Genomic DNA, 18,463 nt, shown 5'->3' with positions numbered 1-18,463 from the left:
GAAAAAATTGACAGACACCAAGACCGAACCATTCTCATTTGCAAGTATGCAGCAGGCTGCCCCTGTACATATTCCTGAAAGACAATTCATTTCATCACATGATGGTACAAGCCTTGCGTATTATCCATTTTTATCAGAAGAGCAGACGCAGGCCAATGTGATCTTGATTCATGGCGGTGGTGCTCATAGTTTGGCTGGTTATGAGCATATCGCCTATACGCTTCAGCATGATTTTCAAGTGAATACGTTTTTAATCGATTTAAGAGGTCACGGCCATTCAGATGGAAAAAAGGGCGATACACCTTGTGTCACAGATGTGTGGCAAGATATTTCGCAGTTTGTGGATACAATCAAACAGCAGTATAAAGGAGCCCTGTATCTTTGCGGGCATTCTTCTGGAGCGGGATTACTGCTAAATTACCTATTTTGGCCGAAAAAAAGAGAGGTTGATGGCTTCTTTTTTATTGCACCTGAATTTGGCTATCAATCAGACACTGCAAGGCCTGATCAAATTCCTTTTGCGACCGTTCAAGTATGGAAATTCGTTTTGTCTGCCATGACAAAAGGAAAGCTGATGGGTCATTCTGAAGCCGTTCGTTTTCATTATCCAACATGGGTAGTTGAGCAGGATCCGCTTTTATTGACAGCCATCACCGTCAATCTATCCCTTGCCTTAACACCGTCCGCACCTAAAAAGAAATTTGCTAGGATTGATCAGCCATATGCGATGTTTGTAGGCAGCGAGGATGAGCTGTATGATCTAGAAAAAATTTCTGCCTATCATGAACTGCCACATGAAGAGATCAAGCAACAATCAGTCTATGAAGTGCTGGAAGGACATACTCATTTGTCCATTTTACTCGAAGTGGGAAAACGGATTGGCGAGACCATCCAAATGTGGAATCGTTCTATTTAATATGAACAACGAGTCAATACTCTCCCTTTTTCTTAAAATTTTACATTGACACCATCCTTTTCTATGATAAAATCATAGTGTGATAATGAGAATCGTTATCAAACGATATGACTACATATAGAATGGATAGGTGAGGTACATGTTCAAAAAATCTTTTTGGTCGCTATTAGTTGTGCTCTCCATCGTTTTACTTGCAGCTTGTGGCAGCAATAGCAGTGAAGGCAAGTCAGATAGTAAAGAAAAAACAAGAACCGTTGAAAGCGCTATCGGTTCAACTGAAATTAAAGGATCGCCTAAACGTGTGGTGACGCTGTACCAAGGAGCAACCGATGCAGCAGTCGCGATGGGCATTAAACCAGTGGGTGTTGTTGAATCATGGCTTGAAGCACCTACGTATAAATATTTAAGAGATGACTTAAAGGATGTCAAAATTGTTGGGCAGGAAATACAGCCGAACTTAGAGGAAATTGAAAAACTGAACCCAGATTTGATCATTGCATCAAAAGTCCGTCATGAGCAAATTTTTGATCAACTACAAGAAATCGCTCCAACTGTTGCAACAGAAACAGTGTTCACATTTAAAGATACAGTGAAATTAATGGGTGATGCTTTAAATCAGCAAGACAAATCAAAAGAATTGCTAACGAAGTGGGATGACCGCGTCGCTGACTTCAAAGAAAAAGCGAAAAAAGACATCAAAAACTGGCCAATGAGTGTGTCTGTGGCGAACTTCCGTGCAGATCATGCTAGAATCTATCAAACTGGATTCGCAGGGTCCATTTTAACAGAGCTAGGCTTTGAAGGACCTAAGAATGTCAAAGATAAAAAGCAAGACATCATTACACTGACAGACAAAGAGAGCATTCCGCAAATGGATGCAGACGTGATCTATTACTTCATGGATGATCAGGATAAAGCGGTTGAAAAAGCATATAAAGAATGGACGAGTCATCCTTTATGGAAGCAGCTTGACGCAGTGAAAGCGAAACAAGTGCATAAAGTGGATGAAATCACTTGGAACATGGGTGGCGGTATTATCGCTGCAAACATGATGCTTGATGATATTTATGATCGTCTCGGAATTGATAAATAAGGATAACAGAGGAGAAAATGTGAAAAACCATTTTCTCCTTTTTCCATAACAGATTGAAAGCGGGAATCAGATGAGAAGTTTATTAAAAAAGGATTCGAGCAAGGCGCTGCTTTTTGCTGGATTCGTCGTATTGATGTTGGTCTTTTTTATGCTCAGCATTTCTCTTGGGCAAACCTCGATTTCCCTCAAAGCCACCATCCATGCGTTTCTTCATTTTGATGAATCGGATCCAAACAGTGTCATTGTCATGACATCCAGATTATCAAGAGCTTTAATTGCAACGGTTGTTGGATCAAGTCTAGCCATCTCAGGTGCATTGATGCAGGCATTAACGAGAAATCCGCTTGCGGCGCCAGATTTGTTAGGAATTAATGCAGGTGGACTATTTTTTATCGTCATTTCGATTGTTTTCTTTTCAACAGAGTCATTAACAGGCTATATGTGGACAGCCTTTTTAGGTGCGGCAATTGCAGGGATGCTTGTTTTTCTTTTGGGCTCCATTGGAAGAGATGGATTGACACCGGTCAAAATTGTCCTTGCAGGTGCGGCGATATCTGCACTGTTTGCGTCTTTTACACAAGGTCTTTTGATTGTAAATGAACAATCAATTCAAAGCATTCTGTTCTGGATGGCGGGTTCTGTGTCTGGTAGAAGCATTGATATGCTGCTGCCTGTTTTGCCTTATATTTTAGGTGCGACAGTTGTGGCGCTACTTCTTGGACGCTCTATCAATGTCCTTTTGTCAGGAGATGATATTGCGAAGGGACTTGGTCAACGTACGCTGATGCTGAAAATCACGATGGGAGTGCTCGTCGTCTTTTTAGCGGGTGGCTCCGTCGCTGTCGCAGGATCGATTGGATTTGTTGGTTTTCTAGTGCCGCATATTGTGAAAAAGCTTGTCGGACCTGACCACCGCTGGGTACTGCCGTATTGTGCCGTAGTGGGGGCGTCTCTTTTACTTGTCGCAGACCTTGCGGCTCGTTTTTTGATCATGCCGCAGGAAGTACCGATTGGTGTCATGACAGCGGTAGCAGGAGCGCCTCTATTTGTTTATCTCGTGCGCAAGGGGTTGAAGACAGGTGGCTAAAACATATACAGTGCGTTCAAAGGGTGGGCGCATTTCATTTCAATTTTCAAAGCGGACGTTTTTGATTTTACTTTTATTGACGGCTATTGCTTTTGGATTATTTATTCTCAGTCTCTGTATGGGTAGCCGGTTTATTTCGCCTATGGATGTGCTTCTTCATTTAATCGGTCAAGGAGAGGGAAATACCTTTGTGCTTAATACACTGAGAATTCCAAGAACATTGCTGGCTGTCTTAGTGGGGGCTGCGCTTGCGGTATCTGGGCTTATTTTGCAAGGATTAATCCGCAATCCGCTTGCATCGCCTGACATCATTGGGATTACGAGTGGTGCTTCGTTCGGTGCGATTATGTTTATTGTTTTTTGGATGGGCACTGTACCTATTGCGTATCAATCGTTATGGGCGATTGCAGGAGCTTTTGCTGTCTCGTGTCTGATTTATTTGCTTTCATGGAAAAAAGGGGTGAAGCCAATCACACTTGTCCTAATGGGCATCGGGATTTCTGCCATCATGAAGGCGTGTGTGACGTTTACTCTAGTTCTTAGTGATACGATGACGACGACAAAATCATATATTTGGCTAACAGGCAGTTTATATGGTTCTACGATGAAGGACGTCACGTCGATGCTTCCTTGGATCATAATCATTTTGCCGATTGTCATGGTGTTAGCAAGAACGATGAATGTGAAGGAGCTTGGGGATGATCTTGCCACAGGTCTCGGGGTAAAAGTGCAGGCAAAGCGGTTATTCTTTCTACTGATGAGTGTGACATTGGCGGGGATTGCCGTTGCCTTTGCTGGCGGTATTGAATTTGTTGGACTGATGGCGCCGCATGTTGCACGGATGATCATCGGCCGTTCCTTCATTGCGCTGGTCCCGGCATCTGCGCTTGTTGGAAGTATTCTCGTGATGCTCGCAGATTTAGTCGCTAGAACGGCTTTTCTACCATTAGATGTACCAGCAGGTGTATTCACAGCTGCAATTGGGGCACCGTTCTTTATTTATTTGTTATACCAGCAGAGAAATCGATAAACAAAAGATGGAGGTTTTGATATGAGGCCAGAGTGGGTGGAGAGAGAATTACTTGATTTCGGCGTACACATCACAAATGGACCAATGACATCTGATCGCACACTTGCTGCGCTTTTTTCAGAAGCATCTGTCCTGCGTTTATTAGAGGCTGAAAAAGAAGCGATGCATGCACCGAATGTAGCTGTAGCAGCGTCGATGTTTTCAAAGCGTTATGCCTACCTAGCGGTCAGTTCCACTTTGTACATGATGACGCTGTATGACGGTGTCTATCAGTTTCCACCAGAAGCATGTGTCTTTAGAGAGGATCGGAAAATCGAAATCGATGAGTCATTGTGTTCGTTTGTTCCATTAGAAGGAGAGCGGAATGAATGGAGAGAGCAGGTTGTACATGCGCTGTTCACAGAGTGTGTTACACCTCTTTTAGATGTTCTGAAGCGCACGTCAAGACTTCCATACACCATTTTGTGGGAGAACATAGCGGTTCGTATCAATTCTCTTTATCGCAGCATGATGCGGGAGGCTGAAGACCCTGCGGTGAAGCAGCGCGTGCGAGAGGACTATCTGTATCTGAAGCAAGCAGCGGGTGATGTATTCGGAGCAAAACAAAATCCATTTCATCACAGCTTAAACTTAGATGACAGTTTACTAGAAACATCCAATCGAAAGACTTGCTGTATGTATTATAAGCTCGAGAAAAAATCGGAGAGTCTCGATTATTGTCTTGTCTGTCCGCTTGATAAAAAGAAAGGCACTGCCTGTTCGTAGCAGTGCCTTTCTTTTTTATTCCCAAATCTCACTTGCCCATTCTGGGTGATCAATAAAGGGATTGCGGTTGTTCTGGTATGTTTGATAAATGATCTCGTTGCGGTTCCGTTCGATTTGATCGACAGGGTCTTGTTTGTGCCACTTGAGAAGTACGGACATTTTACCGTGAAGAGGGGCGCTGCCATTATTCACTTTGTCGTTTAATTCTAAATCAGGAAAGCGGTCATCACCTTCGTATCGCACCGCCATATAAAAGAGCATTCTTGCCACATCCCCTTTCACCCGGCTATGAGGTTCGAATGAATCGCTATCGTAGAAATTGCCTGGTGCTCCCTTGTATTCATTTCCGCCCATATCAAAATCTAAATTTCCACGAGTGCTATTCGTTTGTACGTCTGTTGCCCGCAGATGATGGAGATCTGTACCTGGGCCTTGGCTTGTCCCAAAATTTCCGTGTGACTTAGCCCAAACATGCTCCCGGTTCCACTGGCCGACATTACCGCCATTTGATTGCTTTGAGCGAGAGACACCGCTATAGAGTAAGAGCACATTGTTTGGATTTTTTGGATCTTCATCCGTTTTCTTTAAGGCATCCCAAACCTGGCTGTAGGATAGCTGCTTATGATCATCAATAATATCGTGTAAAGCTTTCTTGAGAGCGGGTCCTGATTTGCCATTAGCAGACTGATAATAGGAATCGATTTGACTTGAAGCGGTAGTTTTCGCTTGTTGTGCAGATGTTTCGTTTTGAAGCTGTAACGGGGAAAATGTGATCGTTTGGCTCGGTTCATTCAGAGTAAAGCTTTGAGCATTCGCAGCTTGCGGTAGCGGGGCGGCTAACGTACCGAATATCATGATACCGGCAGCCACAGTTCCAAATAAGGTTCTCTTCATTCGATTTCCTCCTTGATAGGGAATGTATTCTCTTTATTTCTATCATATTGTCAGAAAGAAATAAATGGATTTATCGTAAATTTCATGTAATCAATTCGTAGGAAAAGAGATTGCTATTTTATCAGCATTACGGTATAAGTGGGCATATAGGATGACAGCAAGGGAAAGGATGGATAACGTGAAAGAACTGCAAATACCTTCAAGAACGATTATGACACCAGGACCTGTTGAAGTAGATCCAAGGGTGCTCCGTGTAATGAGTACGCCCATTCTCGGTCAATTTGATCCAGCATTTACACAGATCATGAATGAGACGATGACCTTATTGCGGTCCCTTTTCCAAACAGAAAATGAATGGGCTTTTCCGATTGACGGCACATCTCGTTCAGGGCTAGAAGCTGTGCTAGCTAGTGTCATTGAGCCGGGTGATTCGATGCTTGTGCCTGTCTTTGGCCGGTTCGGTCATCTTCTCATTGAAATAGGACAGCGTTATGGCGCTGATGTACATACAATGGAATGTGAATGGGGAACGGTTTTTGACCCTAGTGATATCATTCAGGAAATGAAGCAGGTGAGGCCTAAAATCGTTGCGATGGTCCATGGTGAAACATCCACCGGACGATTGCAGCCGCTTGAGCAAATTGGTGAAGCGTGCCGAGAACTGGATGCGTTGTTCATTGTAGACGCTGTAGCAACCATTGGCGGGGCCGAGGTGAAAGTGGACGAATGGAAGATTGATGCAGCCATTGGCGGTACGCAGAAGTGCTTGTCGGTTCCATCAGGTATGTCCCCTATCACGTATAATGACCGAGTGGCAGCTGTCGTTGAATCGAGAAAGAAAGTGGAAAAGGGAATTGCAACACAGGATGAATTGCAGGAGCAAATGGATATTTCTCCAATTAAAAGCAATTACTTTGACCTTAGCCAGCTTCAGGATTATTGGAGCCCTAGGCGATTAAATCATCATACAGAAGCGACAACGATGCTCTATGCACTTCGTGAAGGGGTTCGTGTTGTGCTGGAAGAAGGTCTGTCTGAGCGTTTCAAAAGGCATGCATATCACGAGAAAGCCTTGATGAAAGGTCTTGAAGCGATGGGACTTGAATTGTTCGGTGATCCACATTGTAAAATGCCAGTTGTGACATGTATTGAGATTCCAATTGGTATAGATGGAGAAGCGGTACGTTCCGATCTACTTAAGCATTTTGGCATTGAAATTGCCAGCTCCTTTGGACCGCTAGCTGGACGTATATGGAGAATTGGCACAATGGGCTATAGCTGCCGAAAAGAAAATGTGCTCTTTGTGTTAGCAGGGCTAGAAGCAATTCTAAGCAAACACGGTGCATCTATCCATTGCGGCGCAGGGCTTCAGGCGGCTCTTTCTATCTATGAACAAGGTGAATAAGGTCATAAGAATACTCGCTATTTGCGGGTATTTTTTATTTGGAAAAGAAAACTAAATTTTGAAAAACTAGACTTATAGACAGTGATATCGCTATACTGAAGAAGTTCTGATCATTTTTGTCATCATTTTCATTTATTTAGCAGAAAGAGGTTTTTTGATATGAAGAAAATGGGCAGATTATACATTTTGATGCTCAATATTTTTATTGCCATGCTTGGCTTTGGCCTCATTGTCCCTGTCATGCCAAGTTACATCGAAGCCTTTGGCGCAACAGGAAAAACACTCGGTTTTCTTGTCGCTGCAACGGGTCTCACACAATTTGCTTTATCACCGGTCGCAGGCGCACTGACCGATCGATTTGGACGTAGAAAATTGATCATTGCCGGGATCGCAGGCTTTACGATTGCCCAGTTTATTTTTGCATTTGCTGATCAGCTTTGGATGCTGTTTGTGTCTCGATTTTTAGGCGGTGCTGCCGGAGCTTTACTCATGCCAGCCATGTTTGCATACATCGCTGATATCACAAGTGAGAAGAATCGAGGGAAAGGAATGGGGCTATTTAGTGCAGCGATGACGCTAGGCTTTGTCATTGGACCAGGCGTAGGCGGATATTTGGTGGAATACGGGATTGCTTTTCCTTTTCTCATCGCAGGTTCCTTTGCCGCTCTTTCTACCCTATTGTCCATCCTGTTCTTACCTGAAACATTAACAAAGGAAAAGCAGGAAGAGGCGCGGCTAAACAAAGACATTCATTTCAACCCGTTTGTACAAATGATGCAAGCTTTAAAGACATCCTACGGTTTTTTGTTTATATTGGCGTTTGTCCTCAATTTTGGCATCATTCACTTTGAATCGATTTTCGGCTTATATGTAGACCAAAAACATGGATTTACACCGAAGGATATTGCGTTTGTGATTACGGTTGCGGGCCTTGCTGGCGTGCTTGTCCAAGGTGCGTTGGTGAATGCTTGTGTGAAACGATTTGGTGAAATGCGCGTCGTACGTTATGCACTGCTAGGTGCGGCTTTGATGCTCATCGTTTGTCGGATTGCGCCGTCCTTTTGGTTGATCTTTGCAGGCTCTATTTTATTTTTGTCGGCCACATCATTTGTTCGTCCAGCCCTCAACACATTGCTGTCCAAAATGGCAGGTAATCAGCAAGGAGTAGCAGGCGGTCTCAATACATCCTTTATGAGCCTTGCCAATATTGTCGGACCGAGCCTTGCGGGGATTTTATTTGATGTGAATATTGAGTTTCCTTTTATGCTTGGAACACTAGTGCTTTGCATAAGCTTCGTTGCATCCATCGTGTGGGGGAAAAAGGTGCAGCAACGTTCTGTGATTTCTTAAAATTCAATGATAAAAAACCGATCAGCACAGATGGATCGGTTTTTTTATGGTCATGACCTGTTATATGTCACGACAGGTGATTTTTCTTTATGAAGCGCACGAATCATGTCATCATCTACATGCAAATGCTCTTTCACTAATTGAGGAGGAGTTAAGGCCAGCCACTGATTCAACGAAATATCTGCAAAGCGATCACTTTTAAACATTTCTAAAAACCAAAGGCTCGTTTGACCGGTATTTTGGATATAATGTCCCATACCAAAGGGAACATATCCGACATCACCTGCTCTGTAATTAAAGGTGCGGGCTGTGCCCCCGGCTCCAAAGACCGTCATTTTGGCTGTGCCGGTTAAATAGTATTGCCACTCATCATTATTAGGGTGCCAGTGCATTTCTCTCATGCCGCCAGGCTTTACTTCAACAAGCGCAGCTGCAATGGTTTTTGAAATAGGGAAGTTTCGTGAATCGACAATGCGGACAGTTCCCCCAGAGGTCGTCAGCGGTTTTTGGCGAAGCAGCTGGTACGTAAATGGCGGCTCGATGCTTCCGTATGGATCAGATACCGTTTGGCTTTCTAATGATGCTGGCGGAGAGCCTTGAAACATGTAGCGCTGTTTATTCGGAATATGGTCAAACAGCTTCTCAGGAACGCCAAAATTTTCGGAGAGAATGTGTTTCGGTGTATGGGCAAACCAGTCTGTGATGGTGAACGTATCAAATTCAGAAAAAGCACCATCATCAAAGACTAAAAGAAATTCACACCCATCCTCAAGTCCTTGAATGGAGTGCGGAATGCCTGGAGGGAAATACCATAAATCTCCTTCTGCTACATCAGCGATCATATTTCGCCCGTCTGCATCTACAGAGGTGATGCGGGCTTTTCCTAAAATCATATACGCCCATTCAGCCTGCTTATGCCAATGAAGCTCTCGCACTCCGCCTCGAGTCAGCCGCATGTTGACACCTGCAATCGTTGTGGAAATAGGCAGCTCTCGCTTCGTAATTTCTCTCGACCAGCCGCCATGATTCAAGTGCATATGTGTATCGGAATATGAAAATTTTAAGTTAGGAATGGTTCCGGCATCGGTTTTAGGTGGAACAAGCATATCCGGGTTCTCGATATCTCGAAGGACGTCCCGTGGGCCTAGATCGGTTGCACCTGCACCATCCTCTCGAATTGGCTGCGGGATGTGACGCAGCTCATCATCCATTGATTATCCCTCCTCATGTGTCTCACATTTCTCCTCCAAACTATATGAAGCTTCGGGTGAAAACATTCAATCAGGATGGGGTGAAAGAATCATTTGAATACGTAATGCTAAACGCAGCCTTAATGTGACTTCAGGGTCTTTTAAGCTGATTCGAAGCAGCTCTTCACACTTTTCTAATCGATAGATGACCGTGTTGCGATGAATAGACAAACGTTTCGCTGTTTCTGAAATGTGGCAATGCGTTTCTAAATAGACAGATATGGTGTGGAGGAGGTTTTGACCAGCTTCATATAACGGGTGAAGGTGCATCTGGTGAAACGTGACTAAATCCTTTCTCGGAATAAGCTTTAATAAATCTGGTACATCCTTTGCTTGGTAGAACTGAATATATTCGGACTGTGCCGAGAGATGCCCGGCTTGAAGCGCCTCTAATGCTTCACTGTAGCCCTCAGACAGATGGGTAATGCGACAACTAGTCAAGCTCGCGCCAAAGGAAATGGTGTGATTCACTTGTATGCTAACGAGTATCTGTATTTGTTTCAAAAAAGAAAGAAGTTTTTCACTCATCTCTGACCAATTGCCCGTCTCTTCCATTAAAACAATGACCATATCCCCTTTGACGAATAAAAAGGAAGGGAAAGGAGAGTGTGGAAGTGCGCTGTCGAGCAGATCAACGACTTGTTCTATCATCAGTTGCTGCTCCAAAAAATGAGTGGTCTCATGATACGGATCAAGCTGACAGATCATACATAGATAGCTGCTATCTACATTTAATCCAAACGCCTTCGCAATGTATGTAGCATCTTGCTGAGAAGACGATGCACCCTCTATCCATCTGCGAAACCCTTCATTTCTTGCACGCTTGGCCGTTTGCTGGGCAGTATATTGTCTCATTCGCGCCATCGAAATTTCGTGTACTGCTTGTTCAATGATGACTTGCAGTGTTTTATCAAGCGGAAGAATGAACGAGGGGATGATCACATACTCACATGTTTGTTCGGTCAGATCAATCGGAAAGACAGAAAAGGTTTGCTTCGTATCTATTATCGAAAAATAATGGGGTGTCCTGCTTTGGAAAAAGGGGAGAATGCGAATCCACTCTGGGCTAGTGCTTGTGATGTGCAAGTTGCAGAGAAGACGCCCATGCTGGTTATACAAATAGACAGGGTGGCGAATCCTTTCAGCGATTTTTTGCAATGCTTCAAATTGGTTATCGACTATGTTCATATCCACTAAGTCTCCTTTATTGAAAACTAAAGCTCTTGGTGAAGATGAATCAAAAAATGGACAATCACTGTTCACTTCTCTGATATAGATTATGTTATCAGCTCACATCATTTTAGATAGAATGTTGTCAACTAATATGACAAACAAACAGAACTCATGATAAAATCACGCACCATCAGTCATCTTCATTCAGAATTACTGGCAAATATGATATGTTGTAGACAGAAGAATTTCTTTTAGAAAGATGGGTATGACAAGAGAAAAAGGCTTTCATGTGAGGATACATGAAAGTGGCAAGAGGTGAGAAACATGATTTATATCGGATTAACTGGCTGGGGTGACCATGACAGTCTTTATCCGCCGAAAATCGGCAGCGCACAAAAGCTGTTTCACTATTCGTCTACGTTTCCCATTGTGGAGCTGGATGCCAGCTTTTATGCCGTTCAGCCTGAACGTAATCATGAAAAGTGGATCAAGGATACGCCAGATACCTTTCAATTTGTCGTAAAAGCATACCAAGGAATGACCGGTCATCAGAGAGGCGAAATTCCGTTTGCTTCGAAGGAAGAGATGTTTGACGCATTTATTCTTTCATTGACTCCGCTGGTTCGTGAAGGGAAACTAGCCATGGTTCTGTTTCAATTTCCACCATGGTTTGATTGCAAAAAAGAGCACGTCCTTTATTTAAGATGGTGTAAAGAGAAGATGGGGGACATTCCATGTGCCCTCGAATTCCGTAACCGCACATGGTTCTCAGATGAGTTTTATGAGCAGACCTTGTCCTTTATGGAAAAAGAAGGCTGGATTCATTCGGTCTGTGATGAGCCGCAAGTGGGAGAAGGCTCCATTCCGCCAGTCATACAAGCTACTAACCGTGATAAAACATTGGTTCGTTTTCACGGAAGAAATAAACAGGGATGGCTTCACCCAGCAGATCATGAAAATTGGCGTGAAGTGCGATACTTATATTTATATAATGAAGCTGAATTAAAAGAGTGGAAAAAGAATCTCGACATTCTGCATCAGCAATCAAAAGATGTCTATGTCGTGTTTAATAATAATTCCGGCGGAGATGCAGCGGGGAATGGTCAGCAGATGATTGATTTGCTGGGTATTACGTATTCAAGCCTTTCTCCGAAGCAGTTAGATTTATTTAGTTAAATGAGAGCTGCGGCTTTCAACTTGAATCAGATGGTACAGTGACAACTTGAGGGAGAGATCAACATGCTGCAGAAGCTATGGTTATATCATACAAACGACTTGCACAGCCACTTTGAGAACTGGCCAAAAATTGCAGCTTATATTGAGGAAAAGCGTCAAGTTCACGATCAGATGCTCTTGTTTGATATTGGCGACCATATGGACCGTGTGAACCTTGTGTCAGAAGCTGATTATGGAAAGGTAAACGTCAAGCTTCTCAATCAACTTGGCTATGATGGGGTCACGATTGGGAATAATGAAGGTATTACGCTGCCTCATGATCAGCTCGATCAATTGTACGAGCATGCACAATTTCCAGTGATCCTGTCTAATTTATTTGAGAAAGGCAAAAGGCCATCGTGGGCAAAGCCTTATCATATGATCCAAATGGAAAATGGGCTGAAAATATGTCTCTTAGGTGTGACCATTGCGTATACACCTGTTTATGAAAAGCTAGGCTGGGAGATTACAGATCCGTTTGACAGCATACGGGACATGTTGCAAGAAGTGAAGGGACAAGCGGATGTCATTGTGCTCTTATCCCATCTAGGTATCATCCATGATCGAGAGGTCGCCCGTGATTTTCCTGACATCGATATGATTCTAGGTTCACATACGCATCATTTGTTAGAACAGGGTGAAATGGACAATGGAGTGCTGCTTGCATGTGCTGAAAAGTATGGGCATTATATTGGCTGTGTCGAGCTGACAATTGATACAGCGAGCAAAGAGTTAATCGAGAAAAAAGCAACGGTGCAGTCAGTGGATCAGCTGATCAGTGAATCAGATGAAGCGATCACTACCTTACAGCAAGCAGAGAGAAGAGCAAAAGCGCTCATGCAGGAAAAAGTAACAGAGATTGAGTCAAGATTAGAAACGAAGTGGTTTGATGAATCCCCACTTCCGCAGCTCTTAACAGATGCCATTAAAGATTGGTGCGAGGCGGATATCGGCATGATGAATGCGGGCATGGTGCTGGATTCATTAGAGGCAGGAATTGTGACAAGAGAAGAAGTCCATCGAATCTGCCCGCATCCCATTAATCCTATTCGTGTGACGCTTTCCGGTCAACAGCTCATCGAAACCGTTCGGCGTGCATGTGAAGAAAAAATGGAACAGCTGCGCATCAAAGGCTTTGGCTTTAGAGGGGAACTGATGGGGAAAATGCTGTATAGCGGCCTCACTTATACAGTAGTAGAAGAAGGCGAAACCAAGCGGGTAAAGGATGTTTTTGTGCATGATCAATTGATCAAAAAAGACGCCTTATATACGGTTGGTACAGTCGATATGTATACATTAGGCTCTTTATTTCCTCATATTCGTGATCAAGAACAAATTGAGTATTTCATGCCAGAATTTTTACGTGATGTCCTTAATTGGCGCCTGAAGGAAGCCACATGAAATCCGCTTTAGCCTAACAACACTCGCCGTCTTGTCACATAGATTGTGATGAGAGGAGTGAAGGGATTTGGTGAATTTAACACCTATTAACATTGATGGACATTCCTTTACAGCCGTCACCGTCAAACTGCCGAAGACGAATTTTATGGCAGTGACAAATGAACATGGGTATATTATGTGCGGTGCACTGGATGTCGGGCTCTTGAATGAAAAGCTTGCAGATAGAGGAATTATTGCAGGAAGAGCAGTTGGTGTAAGAACGATTGAGCAATTGCTCGATGCTCCTTTAGAATCTGTGACATACGCCGCAGAAGCACTGGGCATCTCAGCTGGAACAATTGGAAGAGATGCATTATTAAAAATGGTGAAATAAAATAGAGAGATGATTCCTATCCCCCCGCCTGTCTGCATACACATGTAATGGAGAAGGGGGGATTTTTTATTGAGAATGAACCGCCGTTATCGCCCCTACAAAAAGGGCCCTTTGCCATTTCGTTACGTCATGCTGCTTGCGATCTTATTCTTTGTGCTCTCAACCGTGATTAGTTTATTCTTTATCAACCGATCCATTAAACCAACCCTTATTCACATTGCTGAACTAGAAACAGAGCGTATCGCCAATCATCTAATTCAATATTCCGTCCAAGACTTTGCAGAAGATCAGGAGAATATGAAGGATATGGTGGTCATGAATACAAGTGAGAACGGAAAAGTAACGACCATCGATTTTAATGCGCAAGCAACATCGAAAGCAATGGCTGACCTGTCACGTCATCTTCAACAAAATTTAGAGGACATTGAAAAGGGGAACTTTCAAAAAGAGGCAAAAGAAGCATTAAAGGATCAAACAGATGGACATGACGGCATTATATATAACATTCCGCTTGGGCAAGCGTCCGGAAATGCCCTCATCGCCAACCTAGGGCCAAAAGTGCCTGTACGCTTCAGTGTCATTGGTGATCCGCATACGGACGTTGAAAAAAACATTAAGCCATATGGCATCAACAATGCCTTGATTGATATTAGTGTTCTAATCGAGGTCAAGGTGAGAGTCATCATCCCGTTTGCATCTGAAACAATCGTGGTCAAAAACTCAGTTCCCGTCTCCATCCAAGCCGTCCAAGGGGATGTACCAGATTATTACAATGGGAGCGGAACGAACTCAGGCGCTCCACCGATTGTTCTCCCAGAAAAAAAGGAGAAGAAAGAATAACAGCCCAAGGAATGATTGGGCTGTTTTTTGATATGACTTTATTGTAAATCAAAACCTCATTATCTACTTGATTCCATATGGATGTATGTGTCATGATCAATTTTAATTGTTATTAGGGGGAGCTTTATGAAGAAACTTTATGTAAGTGGTATTTGTTTTTTGGTTTTTGCTATAGTATTTAGTGCTAAATACATCACAGCATCCATTTTACTGATCAGAAATGAAAGCTTAAGTGTCGATATTTTTAGAGGTATGTTTGACATGATTCCAATGGAAGTAACCGTTGTGTATTTCAGTTTCCTCATCATGGGAATTCTATTTTTAATTTTAGGTTTGAAGGAGAAAAATGAGCAGTAATTTGTTAGACGTGAAAAAGGAGAAGAGAGCGACAACGCTAAACTTCTCCTTTTTCTTTAATGCCGTTTCCGCTCAGCTCTCTCCCATGCCCTTAAATGAGGGTACGGATCAAAAGACCATTCAGTTCTGCCGTTGTCTTTATACATCCCATAGTGAAGATGCGGCGGAAATTTTCCTGCTGTGCCTGGGGGGCCATAACCGGAGCTTCCGACAGATCCAATGACCTGTCCGGGTTCAACTATTTGACCTGTTTTGAGTCCTTTTGCAAAGCCATTTAAATGAGCGAAGTAATGATAATGGTTATGAATATCTCGAATACCAATCCGCCAGCCGCCAAAGCGGTTCCAGCCTTTCATTTCAATCACACCATACGATGTCGCACGAACGGGAAGTCCATAATGGGCAAATAAATCTGTACCCTCATGAATTCTTCTGCCTCCAAATCCTCTTGCATCTCCCCATGTACTCCGGTAGCTGTAGTCAGCTCCAACCGGAAGAGGGAAAGCATGCTTTCCAAGGTCAAGATGGCCATAGTGCTGATATAGCTTCATAAAAGATGAAATGATTCCAACGGTTTGATCTCGTCCATAATAGTCCCATAAAGCAATTTTTAATTGATCAATGCTGTTGCCGTAATGAAGCAAGTATTGAGCAAACGTGAATAATACATCCTCATCGTCATCGCTGCTTGCTTTTCCATCCCCGTTTCCATCAAGACCAATTCCATCAAACACTTTAATGCTTAAAGGAGAGGTATCGTGCTTATTCGGGTTTTCAGGACCGATCCACATTTCCCGGGGAATGTAGATGCCAATGACGCCTTTTTGTGTCGGTAAATCTCTTCTACTTTTTCGAATATTGTGCTCATACTGATCAACCGCAGCAAGTACATACCATGGAACTTGTGTCGTGATGGCGACTTTTTCGTATAGTGCCATTCGCTGCTTTAGTACGTCTGGCTGTTTGCCTTCCCCTTGTGCATGAACAGGTAAAGGGAGCATTGAAAGAGCGATTATGATGGCTAAAACCACTTTCACAAACGTCCATCTCCTTTCATTAAGCATCGTCTTCTACCGTTTAGTGTGGTTAGATCACCCTATTTCATAAGAAGAAAATGTTAGTAATTTTCTTCTGATTTTTTTAGGAGGCTTTTGGGTATTTTTGCAGCTCATTCCCTTGTTGTTCAATCTGTACTATGTTAAAGTGTCTAAAGAAAAGGCTTTAGGCCGAAGATTCAATTTTTTGCAGCTTCTTAGCTGCATCCATCGTATATAGCAGGAAGATTTTTGTAGATGCACCTTTAACGAATTCATATGGAGATGATGGAATTGGCAAAGAAGGAAGAGCACGTAAGAAAACCGGACTGGCTTAAAATTAAGCTGAATACGAATGAAAACTATACCGGTTTGAAAAAAATGATGCGGGAAAACAACCTGAATACCGTTTGTGAGGAAGCAAAATGTCCGAATATTCATGAATGCTGGGCAGTGAGAAGAACCGCCACATTTATGATTCTTGGATCTGTTTGTACACGCGCATGCCGTTTCTGTGCGGTGAAAACTGGACTTCCAACTGAGCTTGACCTGCAAGAGCCAGAACGTGTGGCAGATTCAGTCGCGTTAATGAACTTAAAACATGCTGTGATAACAGCGGTTGCAAGGGATGACCAAAAGGATGGCGGAGCAGGTGTGTTTGCGGAAACCGTTCGTGCCATTAGAAGAAAAAGCCCGTTTACGACAATTGAAGTTCTCCCTTCAGATATGGGCGGCAATTACGATAACTTGAAGACGTTAATGGACACACGTCCTGACATTTTAAATCACAATATTGAAACCGTTCGTAGATTAACGCCAAGAGTTCGTGCGCGTGCTACATATGATCGTTCATTAGAATTCTTGCGCCGTGCAAAAGAAATGCAGCCTGACATTCCAACGAAATCAAGCATTATGATTGGACTCGGTGAAACGAAGGAAGAAATCATTGAAGTGATGGATGATCTTCTTGCTAACAACGTCGATATTATGGCGATTGGTCAGTATTTACAGCCTTCAAAAAAACATCTAAAAGTGCAAAAATACTATCATCCGGATGAGTTTGCAGAGCTGAAAGAAATTGCGATGTCAAAAGGCTTTAGCCATTGTGAAGCTGGACCGCTTGTGCGCTCTTCCTACCATGCAGATGAACAAGTAAACGAAGCGTCTAAAAAGCGTCAGGCGCAAGCATAACAAAGAAAACGCCAGAGATCTCTGGCGTTTTTTCTCGTGTTAATTTTGGCCGTAAGGGGCATTTCTCCTCATGGTACGGTCGGAATTCGTCATACCATTTGCATCTTCTTTCGTAGAAATATCTCCACCTTGAGGGGAGTATTTCATTTGTTGAATCGTTTTCGTTAAGATTTGATCAAAATCACGAGAATTGGTTTGAAGACGTGAAAAATTGGCAATGGATTGAAAGTGCTCTGGATTATCAGAGACGTATACATGATAATAACGAGGGAGAACAGAAACCGCCGTTTTCTTTACTTGATCGGCAGATTCATCCCGGTTTTTGTTGCCTGTTTGATACACAATGAGTGCATCCTCATCTGTCACAAGTGTGGCTGCATCTTTGATGTTTGGCAGCTGCACAGTTAAACTTGTAATAACGTGGGCAAGATGCTCGCGATTTAAAGCAGGTGTTCTTTCTTTCTGATCCGTTACTTGCTGGCGCTGATAACGAACATACCCTGCTCTGTTTGTGTCTGCTTCTGGCATGTTGGAATTATTTCCTTCATGACGATCCGACAGACGGATGGTTTTACTTGAAGAATCTTCATCCACTTGCCGGTTCATACCTGATTGAAAGCCGCACCCGCCTAAAAGCATGCTGAGGAGAATCGCGGCTGTCAGTTGTTTCTTCATAAATGTGACCTCCTTTTTTCTTTAGCTTCGGCTAAATCGGAAAAAACATGCTTTAGCAATTGATGGAGTTCTTCCAATGAATTATCATTAAAGATGGATCGTTTAAAAAGAGGTGAGAAGATGATCGTCATTCAGAATGCTACTTTTGATCTTGTAAGAGATATTAAAGACGGTTTTGATGAAGAAGCGTTTAAAGCAAGGTACTCAGATATCTTAAATAAGTATGATTATATTGTGGGGGACTGGGGCTACAATCAGCTGAGATTGAAGGGGTTCTTTGATGACCAAAACCAAAAGGCCACATTTGATACAAAAATCAGCACACTCGATGAATACATTTATGAATACTGTAATTTTGGCTGTGCCTATTTTGTCTTAAAACGAATCAGAAAATAACGCAAAGGGGAGCGTCAT

General features: G+C 43.0%; 19 protein-coding genes. 14 read left to right on the top strand and 5 right to left on the bottom strand.

Going from position 1 to position 18,463, the window contains the following annotated elements; translation table 11 throughout:
* Positions 1–7 precede the first annotated feature (7 nt).
* The 5 genes from MHI35_RS14900 (at position 8) to MHI35_RS14880 (ending at position 4,891) form a co-directional block, all read left to right on the top strand.
* Positions 8–916 carry an alpha/beta fold hydrolase gene (locus tag MHI35_RS14900; protein ID WP_249407401.1) on the top strand — a complete coding sequence of 303 codons (909 nt, stop codon included), beginning with the start codon at positions 8–10 and terminating at the stop codon, positions 914–916.
* Between the two features lie 139 nt (positions 917–1,055).
* A complete protein-coding gene (locus MHI35_RS14895; RefSeq protein ID WP_211063478.1) occupies positions 1,056–2,009 on the top strand; it encodes an ABC transporter substrate-binding protein in 954 nt (317 codons plus the stop codon).
* Positions 2,010–2,079: 70 nt separating this feature from the next.
* Positions 2,080–3,096 (top strand): FecCD family ABC transporter permease, encoded by a 1,017-nt coding sequence (locus tag MHI35_RS14890; protein ID WP_012011169.1) that lies wholly within the window; start codon positions 2,080–2,082, stop codon positions 3,094–3,096.
* A complete protein-coding gene (locus tag MHI35_RS14885; RefSeq protein ID WP_211063477.1) occupies positions 3,089–4,126 on the top strand; it encodes a FecCD family ABC transporter permease in 1,038 nt (345 codons plus the stop codon). Before MHI35_RS14890 ends, MHI35_RS14885 begins: the two co-directional genes overlap by 8 nt.
* 21 nt (positions 4,127–4,147) lie before the next feature.
* Positions 4,148–4,891, top strand: a complete 744-nt coding sequence (locus MHI35_RS14880; RefSeq protein ID WP_211063476.1) for an IucA/IucC family C-terminal-domain containing protein — start codon at positions 4,148–4,150, stop codon at positions 4,889–4,891.
* A 15-nt stretch (positions 4,892–4,906) separates the two neighbouring features.
* Here MHI35_RS14880 and MHI35_RS14875 read toward each other — a convergent pair whose 3' ends face one another.
* Positions 4,907–5,785, bottom strand: coding sequence for an endonuclease I family protein (locus MHI35_RS14875; protein ID WP_144522693.1), 879 nt, complete (start codon positions 5,783–5,785; stop codon positions 4,907–4,909).
* A 169-nt stretch (positions 5,786–5,954) separates the two neighbouring features.
* Here MHI35_RS14875 and MHI35_RS14870 point away from each other — a divergent pair, with 169 nt between their 5' ends.
* Both MHI35_RS14870 and MHI35_RS14865 read left to right on the top strand, forming a co-directional pair.
* Positions 5,955–7,190: a pyridoxal-phosphate-dependent aminotransferase family protein gene (locus MHI35_RS14870; protein ID WP_211063475.1), complete on the top strand. Its 1,236-nt coding sequence runs from the start codon at positions 5,955–5,957 to the stop codon at positions 7,188–7,190.
* 159 nt (positions 7,191–7,349) lie between these two features.
* Positions 7,350–8,540, top strand: a complete 1,191-nt coding sequence (locus MHI35_RS14865; RefSeq protein ID WP_217016275.1) for an MFS transporter — start codon at positions 7,350–7,352, stop codon at positions 8,538–8,540.
* Between the two features lie 50 nt (positions 8,541–8,590).
* Here the strand turns inward: MHI35_RS14865 and MHI35_RS14860 are convergent, their stop codons facing one another.
* Positions 8,591–9,751, bottom strand: coding sequence for an oxalate decarboxylase family bicupin (locus MHI35_RS14860; protein WP_335349733.1), 1,161 nt, complete (start codon positions 9,749–9,751; stop codon positions 8,591–8,593).
* Between the two features lie 66 nt (positions 9,752–9,817).
* Positions 9,818–10,978, bottom strand: a complete 1,161-nt coding sequence (locus MHI35_RS14855) for a PucR family transcriptional regulator (protein ID WP_335349734.1) — start codon at positions 10,976–10,978, stop codon at positions 9,818–9,820.
* Between the two features lie 309 nt (positions 10,979–11,287).
* Here MHI35_RS14855 and MHI35_RS14850 point away from each other — a divergent pair, with 309 nt between their 5' ends.
* The 5 genes from MHI35_RS14850 to MHI35_RS14830 all read left to right on the top strand — a co-directional run bounded on the left by MHI35_RS14850 (position 11,288) and on the right by MHI35_RS14830 (position 15,149).
* Positions 11,288–12,139, top strand: coding sequence for a DUF72 domain-containing protein (locus tag MHI35_RS14850; RefSeq protein ID WP_144522688.1), 852 nt, complete (start codon positions 11,288–11,290; stop codon positions 12,137–12,139).
* Between the two features lie 63 nt (positions 12,140–12,202).
* Entirely contained in the window at positions 12,203–13,579 is a 1,377-nt protein-coding gene (locus MHI35_RS14845) for a bifunctional metallophosphatase/5'-nucleotidase (RefSeq protein WP_211063471.1), read from the top strand.
* Positions 13,580–13,646: 67 nt separating this feature from the next.
* Positions 13,647–13,952, top strand: coding sequence for a YunC family protein (locus tag MHI35_RS14840; RefSeq protein WP_144522686.1), 306 nt, complete (start codon positions 13,647–13,649; stop codon positions 13,950–13,952).
* 69 nt (positions 13,953–14,021) lie between these two features.
* Positions 14,022–14,792 carry a sporulation protein YunB gene (yunB, locus tag MHI35_RS14835; protein WP_144522685.1) on the top strand — a complete coding sequence of 257 codons (771 nt, stop codon included), beginning with the start codon at positions 14,022–14,024 and terminating at the stop codon, positions 14,790–14,792.
* A gap of 126 nt (positions 14,793–14,918) precedes the next feature.
* Positions 14,919–15,149, top strand: coding sequence for a hypothetical protein (locus MHI35_RS14830; protein ID WP_144522684.1), 231 nt, complete (start codon positions 14,919–14,921; stop codon positions 15,147–15,149).
* Positions 15,150–15,205: 56 nt separating this feature from the next.
* On the opposite strand, the gene MHI35_RS14825 is transcribed toward MHI35_RS14830, so the two are convergent.
* Entirely contained in the window at positions 15,206–16,150 is a 945-nt protein-coding gene (locus MHI35_RS14825; protein ID WP_249407402.1) for a M23 family metallopeptidase, read from the bottom strand.
* Positions 16,151–16,477: 327 nt separating this feature from the next.
* Between MHI35_RS14825 and lipA the strand changes: the two genes are divergently transcribed.
* Positions 16,478–17,374, top strand: coding sequence for a lipoyl synthase (lipA, locus tag MHI35_RS14820; protein WP_034317455.1), 897 nt, complete (start codon positions 16,478–16,480; stop codon positions 17,372–17,374).
* Between the two features lie 39 nt (positions 17,375–17,413).
* Here lipA and MHI35_RS14815 read toward each other — a convergent pair whose 3' ends face one another.
* Positions 17,414–18,049: a YhcN/YlaJ family sporulation lipoprotein gene (locus MHI35_RS14815; RefSeq protein ID WP_144522682.1), complete on the bottom strand. Its 636-nt coding sequence runs from the start codon at positions 18,047–18,049 to the stop codon at positions 17,414–17,416.
* A gap of 120 nt (positions 18,050–18,169) precedes the next feature.
* Between MHI35_RS14815 and MHI35_RS14810 the strand changes: the two genes are divergently transcribed.
* Positions 18,170–18,445, top strand: a complete 276-nt coding sequence (locus MHI35_RS14810) for a YutD family protein (RefSeq protein WP_003213192.1) — start codon at positions 18,170–18,172, stop codon at positions 18,443–18,445.
* The last annotated feature ends 18 nt before the right edge of the window (positions 18,446–18,463 follow it).

The sequence above is a fragment of the Bacillus sp. FSL K6-3459 genome (genome assembly GCF_038003305.1).
Taxonomy (GTDB): domain Bacteria; phylum Bacillota; class Bacilli; order Bacillales; family Bacillaceae; genus Bacillus; species Bacillus pumilus_O.
Note: the sequence above shows the minus strand (reverse complement) of the source record. Positions and strands in the feature narration are given on the sequence as shown.

What these genes read in the sequence shown, in the direction of transcription:
- MHI35_RS14880 (WP_211063476.1), top strand. Translation starts at nt 4,148, where the DNA reads ATGAGGCCAGAGTGGGTGGAGAGAGAATTACTTGATTTCGGCGTACAC.
- MHI35_RS14890 (WP_012011169.1), top strand. Translation starts at nt 2,080, where the DNA reads ATGAGAAGTTTATTAAAAAAGGATTCGAGCAAGGCGCTGCTTTTTGCT.
- MHI35_RS14825 (WP_249407402.1), bottom strand. Translation starts at nt 16,150, where the DNA reads ATGCTCCCTTTACCTGTTCATGCACAAGGGGAAGGCAAACAGCCAGAC.
- MHI35_RS14860 (WP_335349733.1), bottom strand. Translation starts at nt 9,751, where the DNA reads ATGGATGATGAGCTGCGTCACATCCCGCAGCCAATTCGAGAGGATGGT.
- MHI35_RS14865 (WP_217016275.1), top strand. Translation starts at nt 7,350, where the DNA reads ATGAAGAAAATGGGCAGATTATACATTTTGATGCTCAATATTTTTATT.
- MHI35_RS14870 (WP_211063475.1), top strand. Translation starts at nt 5,955, where the DNA reads ATGGATAACGTGAAAGAACTGCAAATACCTTCAAGAACGATTATGACA.
- MHI35_RS14875 (WP_144522693.1), bottom strand. Translation starts at nt 5,785, where the DNA reads ATGAAGAGAACCTTATTTGGAACTGTGGCTGCCGGTATCATGATATTC.
- MHI35_RS14815 (WP_144522682.1), bottom strand. Translation starts at nt 18,049, where the DNA reads ATGAAGAAACAACTGACAGCCGCGATTCTCCTCAGCATGCTTTTAGGC.
- MHI35_RS14850 (WP_144522688.1), top strand. Translation starts at nt 11,288, where the DNA reads ATGATTTATATCGGATTAACTGGCTGGGGTGACCATGACAGTCTTTAT.
- MHI35_RS14810 (WP_003213192.1), top strand. Translation starts at nt 18,170, where the DNA reads ATGATCGTCATTCAGAATGCTACTTTTGATCTTGTAAGAGATATTAAA.
- MHI35_RS14895 (WP_211063478.1), top strand. Translation starts at nt 1,056, where the DNA reads ATGTTCAAAAAATCTTTTTGGTCGCTATTAGTTGTGCTCTCCATCGTT.
- MHI35_RS14855 (WP_335349734.1), bottom strand. Translation starts at nt 10,978, where the DNA reads ATGAACATAGTCGATAACCAATTTGAAGCATTGCAAAAAATCGCTGAA.
- MHI35_RS14830 (WP_144522684.1), top strand. Translation starts at nt 14,919, where the DNA reads ATGAAGAAACTTTATGTAAGTGGTATTTGTTTTTTGGTTTTTGCTATA.
- MHI35_RS14845 (WP_211063471.1), top strand. Translation starts at nt 12,203, where the DNA reads ATGCTGCAGAAGCTATGGTTATATCATACAAACGACTTGCACAGCCAC.